At 73.2% G+C, this 7,211-nt stretch carries 7 protein-coding genes; 2 read left to right on the top strand and 5 right to left on the bottom strand.

Annotated features, from left to right (window positions below):
• On the top strand, positions 1 to 987 hold a 987-nt coding region (locus tag HMPREF0731_RS05540), incomplete at its 5' end, for a methyl-accepting chemotaxis protein (protein ID WP_007003066.1).
• A gap of 41 nt (positions 988 to 1,028) precedes the next feature.
• Here the strand turns inward: HMPREF0731_RS05540 and HMPREF0731_RS05535 are convergent.
• From HMPREF0731_RS05535 to purM, 5 genes are all read right to left on the bottom strand, one after another.
• A complete protein-coding gene (locus HMPREF0731_RS05535) occupies positions 1,029 to 2,414 on the bottom strand; it encodes a GntP family permease (protein WP_007003065.1) in 1,386 nt (461 codons plus the stop codon).
• A gap of 123 nt (positions 2,415 to 2,537) precedes the next feature.
• Positions 2,538 to 3,479, bottom strand: coding sequence for a 3-hydroxyacyl-CoA dehydrogenase (locus tag HMPREF0731_RS05530; RefSeq protein ID WP_007003064.1), 942 nt, complete (start codon positions 3,477 to 3,479; stop codon positions 2,538 to 2,540).
• Positions 3,464 to 4,513 (bottom strand): LacI family DNA-binding transcriptional regulator, encoded by a 1,050-nt coding sequence (locus HMPREF0731_RS05525; protein WP_007003063.1) that lies wholly within the window; start codon positions 4,511 to 4,513, stop codon positions 3,464 to 3,466. Before HMPREF0731_RS05525 ends, HMPREF0731_RS05530 begins: the two co-directional genes overlap by 16 nt.
• A 217-nt stretch (positions 4,514 to 4,730) precedes the next feature.
• On the bottom strand, positions 4,731 to 5,387 hold the full coding sequence (purN, locus tag HMPREF0731_RS05520) for a phosphoribosylglycinamide formyltransferase (protein WP_040611947.1): 657 nt from the start codon (positions 5,385 to 5,387) through the stop codon (positions 4,731 to 4,733).
• Positions 5,384 to 6,454 (bottom strand): phosphoribosylformylglycinamidine cyclo-ligase, encoded by a 1,071-nt coding sequence (gene purM / locus HMPREF0731_RS05515; RefSeq protein WP_007003061.1) that lies wholly within the window; start codon positions 6,452 to 6,454, stop codon positions 5,384 to 5,386. The genes purN and purM overlap by 4 nt, the downstream gene beginning before the upstream one ends.
• 111 nt (positions 6,455 to 6,565) lie before the next feature.
• On the opposite strand from purM, the gene HMPREF0731_RS25000 reads away from it, so the two are divergent.
• A partial coding sequence (locus HMPREF0731_RS25000) for a hypothetical protein (RefSeq protein ID WP_420493604.1) occupies positions 6,566 to 7,211 on the top strand: 646 nt, incomplete at its 3' end.

Raw genomic sequence — 7,211 nt, 5'->3', positions numbered from 1 at the left:
GGGGGCGCGATCCCAGGCGCCGGCCGGCGTGACGAGATCGGCGCCATGGCGGCGGCGGTGCGGGTGTTCCGCGAGAGCATGGCGGAGGGCGACCGGCTGGCCGCCGCGCAGCGTGCCGAGCAGGCCGAGAAGGCGGCCCGCGCCGCGCGGATGGAGGAATTGGCGCTGGGCTTCGAGCGCGATTCCGGCCAGCTGGTGGCGATGCTGGCGGCGGCGGCGACCAAGTTGCAGGGCACCGCCCAGGCGATGCGCCAGGGCGCCGGCCAGGCCGATGACCGGGCCGGGGCGGTGGCGGCCTCGGCCGAGGCCGCCAGCGCCAATGTCGGCAGGGTGGCGGCGGCGGCGGAGCAGCTGGCGGCCTCGGTGGTGGAGATCGCCCGGCAGGTGCAGCGTTCCACCAGCGTCTCGGCCCGCGCGGCGCAGGACGCGCAGCGCACCGATGCCACGGTGCGCGCGCTCTCCGCCGCCGCGCAGCGGATCGGCGATGTGGTCGGGCTGATCAGCAGCATCGCCGGGCAGACCAATCTCCTGGCGCTGAACGCCACGATCGAGGCGGCGCGCGCGGGGGAGGCCGGCAAGGGCTTCGCTGTCGTCGCCTCGGAGGTGAAGAGCCTGGCCGGGCAGACGGCGAAGGCGACCGAGGAGATCGCCACGCAGATCGGCCAGATCCAGCAGGAGACGCAGGCGGCGGTGCAGGCCATCCAGGGCATCGCCGGCACCATCGGCGAGGTCGGCCAGATCAGCGGCGCCATCGCCGCCGCGGTCGAGCAGCAGGGGGCCGCGACGCGGGAGATCGCCCGCAACGTGCAGCAGGCGGCGGATGGCACCCGCGACGTCACCCGCCATGTGCGGGAGGTGTCGCAGCTGGTGGGCGAGACCGGCGGCGCCGCGCAGGATGTGCTGGGCGCCGCCGGCGAATTGTCCCGCCAGTCCGAGCGGCTGAGCCGCCAGGTGGCGGATTTCCTCGCCGGGCTGAAGGCGGCCTGAGGCGGTGCGGCGCGCAGGACACGCCCCCGCGCCGCGGCCGCTCAGAAGGCGCCGAACAGGGTGCCGAGCGTGATCACCGTGATCAGCGCCGCCACCGGGATCAGTAGGTTCACCACGAAGATGTCCCCGTAGGAGGATTTGTGGGTGAGGGCGGTGATGGTCAGCAGCGAGATCACCGCGCCATTGTGCGGCAGCGAGTCGAAGCCGCCCGAGGCGATGGTGGCGATGCGGTGCAGCAGCTCCGGGCTGATGCCCAGCGCATTGGCGCGCTCCAGATAGGTGGCGCCCAGCGTGTCCAGCGCGATCGACAACCCGCCCGAGGCCGAGCCGGTGATGCCGGCCAGCGCGTTCACCGCGATGGCGAGCGAGATGGTGGGCGTGTCGGGCGCGATGCCGACGACGAAGTCGCGCACCACCACGAAGGCCGCCAGCGAGGCGATGACGGCGCCATAGCCCACCTCGCTCGCGGTGTTGAAGATGGGCAGCATGGAGCCCATCGTGCCCTCGTTCAGCGTCTTCTGCGCGTCGCGCAGATGGCGGCGCTGCAGCAGCAGCACGGTCAGGATGGCGCCGACCAGCGCCACGATCAGCGCCCAGGTGCCGATCACCGCCGAGGGCTGCACATTGCCGTAGAGCTGCTGCGCCAGGTAGCCGAGATCCATGCGCGGGAAGATCAGCAGCGAGAACAGCGCGTTCAGCCCGATCACCACGATGATCGGCAGCATGGCGAGGCCGAAGCCCGGGCGCTCGCCCGCCTCGAATTGCGGCAGGTTCTCCTGGTGGTCGCCATAGCCCTCGCCGGCCGCCTGGGCGCGGCGGGCGCGCAGCTGCAGCCAGGCCAGGCCGCCGAACAGCATGATGCAGCCGGCGATGATGCCGAGGCCGGGGGCGGCGAAGGTGGTGGTGCCGAAGAAGCGCGTCGGGATGGCGTTCTGGATCGCCGGCGTGCCGGGGAAGGCGGTCATGGTGAAGGTGAAGGAGCCGAGCGCGATGGCCGCGGCGATCAGCCGCTTGGGCACCTGCGCCTCGCGGAACAGCGCCGCCGCGATCGGGTAGATGGCGAAGGCCACGACGAAGAGCGAGACGCCGCCATAGGTCAGCACGCCGCAGGCCAGCGTCACCGCGGCGATGGCGTGCTTGGCGCCCAGCCGCTGCACGATGGTGTGGGCGATGGTGGTGGAGGAACCGCTATCGGCCATCAGCTTGCCGAAGATGGCGCCGAGCAGGAAGATCGGGAAGAACAGCACGACATAGCGGCCGAGGCTGGTCATGAAGACCTGGGTGTAGGTCGCCAGCAGCGGCCCGCCCTGCGCCATCACCACCGCGAAGGCAGCCATGATGGGGGCGAGGTAGAGCACGCTGTAGCCGCGATAGGCGAAATACATCAGCCCGGCGAGCGACAGGATGATGGCGAGAGTGCCGATCAAGGGATTTCTCCTGGCTGGAGGATGGCCACCGCCGGGCGGAGGGCAGTGGGGAAGGCGGGAGGCCTCTCCCGCGAGAGGGGAGAGGCAGGGGGCGCGGCCCGCGGGCCAGGGCCGCGCCGCGGCTCATTTCGGCTGGGCGCGCAGATGCCCGACCAGCGCCATCAGCCGCCGGTTGCGCCAATCGGTGCGCGCCTGCAGCTGGTCCGCCGGCAGCGCCTGGCGCCGCTCCGCCTCGGCCTTTGCAATGGCCTCGGCCGACCAGGGCCGGGGGTCGCGGCGCGACAGCGCGATGCGGTGGTAGAGCGGGGCGAGGCGGGCCGAGTAGTCGGCGATGCCGCCCGGTGCGTTCAGGTCGATGGTCTCGAAGGGCCCCATGAAGGCCCAGCGCAGGCCGAGCCCCTCGGAGACGGTGCGGTCGATATCGGCGGCCGAGGCCAGGCCGGCCTCGTAGAGCGCCCAGGCCTCGTTCAGCAGCGCGCCCTGCAGGCGGTTGAGGATGAAGCCCTCGATCTCGCCCTTCACCTCGATCGGCGCCTGGCCCCAGCCCTCCATGGCGGCGCGCAGCACCGGGATGATGCCGGCATCGGTCCAGGGGGCGGGCACCAGCTCGACCAGCGGCACCAGGTGCGGCGGGTTCACCGGATGGGCGATCAGGAAGCGGCTGCGCTTCGGCAGCGCCTCGGTGAAGGCCGAGGCCGGGATGCCGGAGGAGGAGGAGCCGACCATGGCGTCGGGGCGCATGGCGGCGTCGATCTCGGCGCAGGCGGCCTGCTTCACCTCGACCCGCTCCAGCACCGATTCCTGGATGTAGTCGGCCCGGCCCACCGCATCCTCCAGGCTGTGGCAGAGTGTGATGCGGGAGAGCACCGGCTCCACCGAATCGACCAGCCCGGCCTTCTGCATGTCCTCCAGCATGCTCCGCAGCCGCGCCATGGCGCCGGCGCGGATGCTCTCGCTGGCATCGAAGATGCGGACGCTGGCGCCGCCACGGGCGAAGACCAGGGCCCAGCCGGAGCCGACCAGCCCGGCGCCGACCACGGCGACGGTGTTCAATGCGTGTGGCATGGCGTGTCCTTCTGCGGGGATGAAGCGGTGCTGCCGCGCGGCAGCAGCGTGCCGGGCAGGCGGGTCAGGCGCGGCGGCGGAGGCGCGCCCTCCAGCACCTGGCCGAGCCAGCGCAGGGCGGCCTGCAGCATCGCCTCCAGCGGCTGGCGCAGGGTGGTGAGGTCGTGCGAGGGCCAGGCGGACATCGGGATGTCGTCGAAGCCCGCCACCTTCAGATCCTGCGGCACGCGCAGGCCGAGCCGGTGGCGCGCCGCCTCCAGCACGCCGATCGCCAGGATGTCGCTGGCGCAGAACAGCGCATCCGGCGGCTCGGGCCCGGTGAGCAGGGCCAGCGCCGCGTCATGCCCGGCCTGGTAGCTGAAGGCGCCGGCCGGGTGCTCGCGCGCGGCGATGCCGGCCTCGGCGCAGGCGCGGCGGAAGCCGGCGCGGCGTTCCGCCTGGGTGGAGGCATCGGCCATGCCGCCGATGAAGGCCGGGCGCCGCGCGCCTTGCGCCAGCAGATGCGCGGTCAGCGCCGCGGCGCCGGCCTCATTGTCGCAGAGGATGCTCTCGGCGCGGGCCTCGCCGGGGAAGCGGTTGAGATAGAGCAGCGGCGTGCCGGCGGCGGCGCAGGCCGCGGCCGCCTCGCTGCCCAGGGTGGTGGCCAGGATCACCACCGCCGCCGGCTGGTAGGAGAGCAGCAGCCGCAGCGCCGCGGCCTCCGCCCCCGCCGGGTCCTCGCCGCCGCTGACCAGCATCATGTTGCAGCCGGCCTGCTGCAGCGTGGCGCAGAGCAGCGACAGCGCCTCCGGATAGAAGGGGTTGTGCAGGTCGGAGACGACGACGCCCACGATGCGGGTGCGCCGGGTGATCATGCCGCGCGCCAGCGCATTGGGCTGGTAGCCCAGCGCGGCGGCGCGGGAGAGCACCTGGGCGCGCGTCGCCTCGGCGATCGCCGCCCCCTCATGGAAGGCACGGGCGACCGTCGCGACCGACATGCCCAGCTCGCGGGCCAGGTCCTTGATGGTGATGCGGGGGGCGGGCCTAGACGGCATCGCCCCTCCCTGCGCGTCGGCGCATGGCGTTCCTCTCCTCCGCCGGGCCTTGGGCGGCCCTGGTCGTTGGCTGAGAACGTTCTCGGAAGCCGCCGTGCTGTCAATCGCAGGGGGGTGACGTGTGCGTGAACGCGCCGCCGGAGGGGGGCCGGTGGCGCGCTGTCTCCTTCGGTCGGAACGGAAGGAAAGGCCGGGGCAGGGCGCCCCGGCGCGGGCCTCAGCCCGGGTTGCGCAGCGCCGGGGCGCTGGGGGCGGGCGTGCCGCTCAGCCGCACCCGGCCCTCCACCAGCCGGGCCTGGCCGGCGGCCACCCAGGCCAGGGCGGCGGGGTAGAGGCGATGTTCCTGTTCCAGCACGCGGGCGGCGAGGCTGGCCTCGTCATCCCCCGGCAGCACCGGCACGGCGGCCTGGGCCAGGATCGGCCCCTCATCCACGCCGGGCGTCACCAGATGCACGGTGCAGCCATGCAGCCGCACCCCCGCCGCCAGCGCGCGGGCATGGGTGTCGAGCCCCGGGAAGGCCGGCAGCAGGGAGGGGTGGATGTTCAGCATCCGCCCTTCCCAGCGCGTGGTGAAGCCTTCCGTCAGCACCCGCATGAAGCCGGCGAGCGCGATCAGCTCGACGCCATGCGCGGCCAGCACCTGCTCCATCGCCGCCTCGAACGCCGCGCGGTCGCGGCCGAAGGGGCGGGATTCCACCACCGCGGTCGGGATGCCGGCCGAAGCCGCGCGGGCGAGGCCGGCGGCATCGGCGCGGTTGGACAGCACCAGCGCGATCTCCGCCGGGTAGGCGGGGTTCGCGGCGGCGTCCAGCAGCGCCGCCATGTTGCTGCCCCGCCCCGAGATCAGGATGGCGGTGCGGCGCCGCGTGGTCATGCGGCAGGCCAACCGGGAGAAAGGTTCTCCACCTTCACCTCGGCCGCGGCGCCCTCGGCGCCGGCCTCGATGCGGCCGATGCGGAACACCGTCTCGCCATGCTGCTGCAGCAGGGCGGTGGCGGCGTCGGCATCCTCGGCCCGCACCACCACGCACATGCCGATGCCGCAATTGAAGACGCGCAGCATCTCCTCCGGCGTGACATTGCCGGCGCGGGCCAGCCAGGCGAAGACCGGCGGCAGGGTCCAGGACGTGGCGTCCAGCACCGCGACGCTGCCCTTGGGCAGCACGCGCGGCAGGTTGCCGGGCAGGCCGCCGCCGGTGATGTGCGCCGCCGCCTTGAGCAGCCCGGCGCGGTGGGCGGCCAGCAGCGACTTCACATAGATCCGCGTGGGCGCCAGCAGCGCGTGGCCGATGCTCTGCCCGGCGGCGAAGGGCGCCGGCGTCTCGATGCCCTGGTTGGTCGCGGCCAGGATGCGGCGGACCAGCGAGAAGCCGTTGGAATGCACGCCCGAGGAGGCGAGGCCCAGCACCACGTCGCCGGCGCCCACATCCGGCTTCGGCAGCAGCCCGTCGCGCTCGGCGGCGCCGACCGAGAAGCCGGCCAGGTCGTAGTCGTCCTTGGCGTACATGCCCGGCATCTCGGCCGTCTCGCCGCCGACCAGGGCGCAGCCGGCCTGGCGGCAGCCCTCGGCGATGCCGGCGATGACGGCGCGCGCCTGCTCCAGCTGCAGCTTGCCGGTGGCGAAATAGTCCAGGAAGAACAGCGGCTCGGCGCCCTGCACCACCAGGTCGTTCACGCACATGGCAACCAGGTCGATGCCCACGGCGTCATGCATGGCAGTATCGATGGCCAGCCGCAGCTTGGTGCCGACGCCATCGGTCGAGGAGACGAGGACAGGGTCGGTGTAGCCGGCTGCCTTCAGGTCGAACAGCGCGCCGAAGCCGCCCAGGGACCCCATGGTCCCGGACCGGTCGGTCGAGCGTGCCAACGGCTTGATGGCGTCCACGAGGGCGTCGCCGGTTTCGATATCAACACCGGCGTCCCGGTAGGTCAGACTGGTCATCAGGGGGCCCGATCGGCTATGCGCAAAGGCCCGGAAGGAGAGAGTTTCACTATGCCGGGCTTCCAAGGGGGCGGAATGCAACATTTTCGGCGGCTGGCCGCAACCATTGTCGTGGCGGGTCTGACCTGCTTCGTCCCGGCGGCGGGGTCGTCGGGCACCGCCTCCGCCCAGGCGCTGCCGCCCGCCAGCGGCGAGGCGCCGGCCTCCAGCGGCGATGCCTATACCCAGCGCGGCGTGCCGGCCGAGGCCACCGCCGAGAATGCGGTGATCGCCCGCACCCGCGCGCTGGCCGCCGCGCAGCGCACCGCCTATGACCGCATGGCCGATGCGCTGGGCCTGCCCAAGGGCCTGAGCGATTCGCAGATCGACCAGATGGTCAGCAGCATCATCGTCGAGGAGGAGCGCTCCAGCCGCACCGGCTATTCCGGCCGGCTGACGGTGAACTTCAACCCGAACCGCGTGGGCGGCCCCGGCCGCGCCGTGGCGGGTGGCGGCAGCGGCGGCGCGGTGCTGTCCGGCGCCGCGCCGGCCACGGGCGATGCGGCGCCGCCGGTGACGCCTTCCATCCTCTCGGCCCCGGCCAATGCCTATCTGGAGACCCAGGCGCGCTTCGGCGGGTTGCAGGAATGGCTGGAACTGCGCCGCCGGCTGCGCGCCAGCCCGGAGATCGCCTCGGTCGACGTGGTGGCCATCGCGGTGGACGGGGCGCAGCTGCGGCTCGGCCTGCGGCGCGGCCCGGGCGAGGCGGTGCAGGCCC

The organism is Pseudoroseomonas cervicalis ATCC 49957 (assembly GCF_000164635.1).
Classification (GTDB): domain Bacteria; phylum Pseudomonadota; class Alphaproteobacteria; order Acetobacterales; family Acetobacteraceae; genus Pseudoroseomonas; species Pseudoroseomonas cervicalis.
This window is presented reverse-complemented; position numbering and strand designations above follow the sequence as displayed.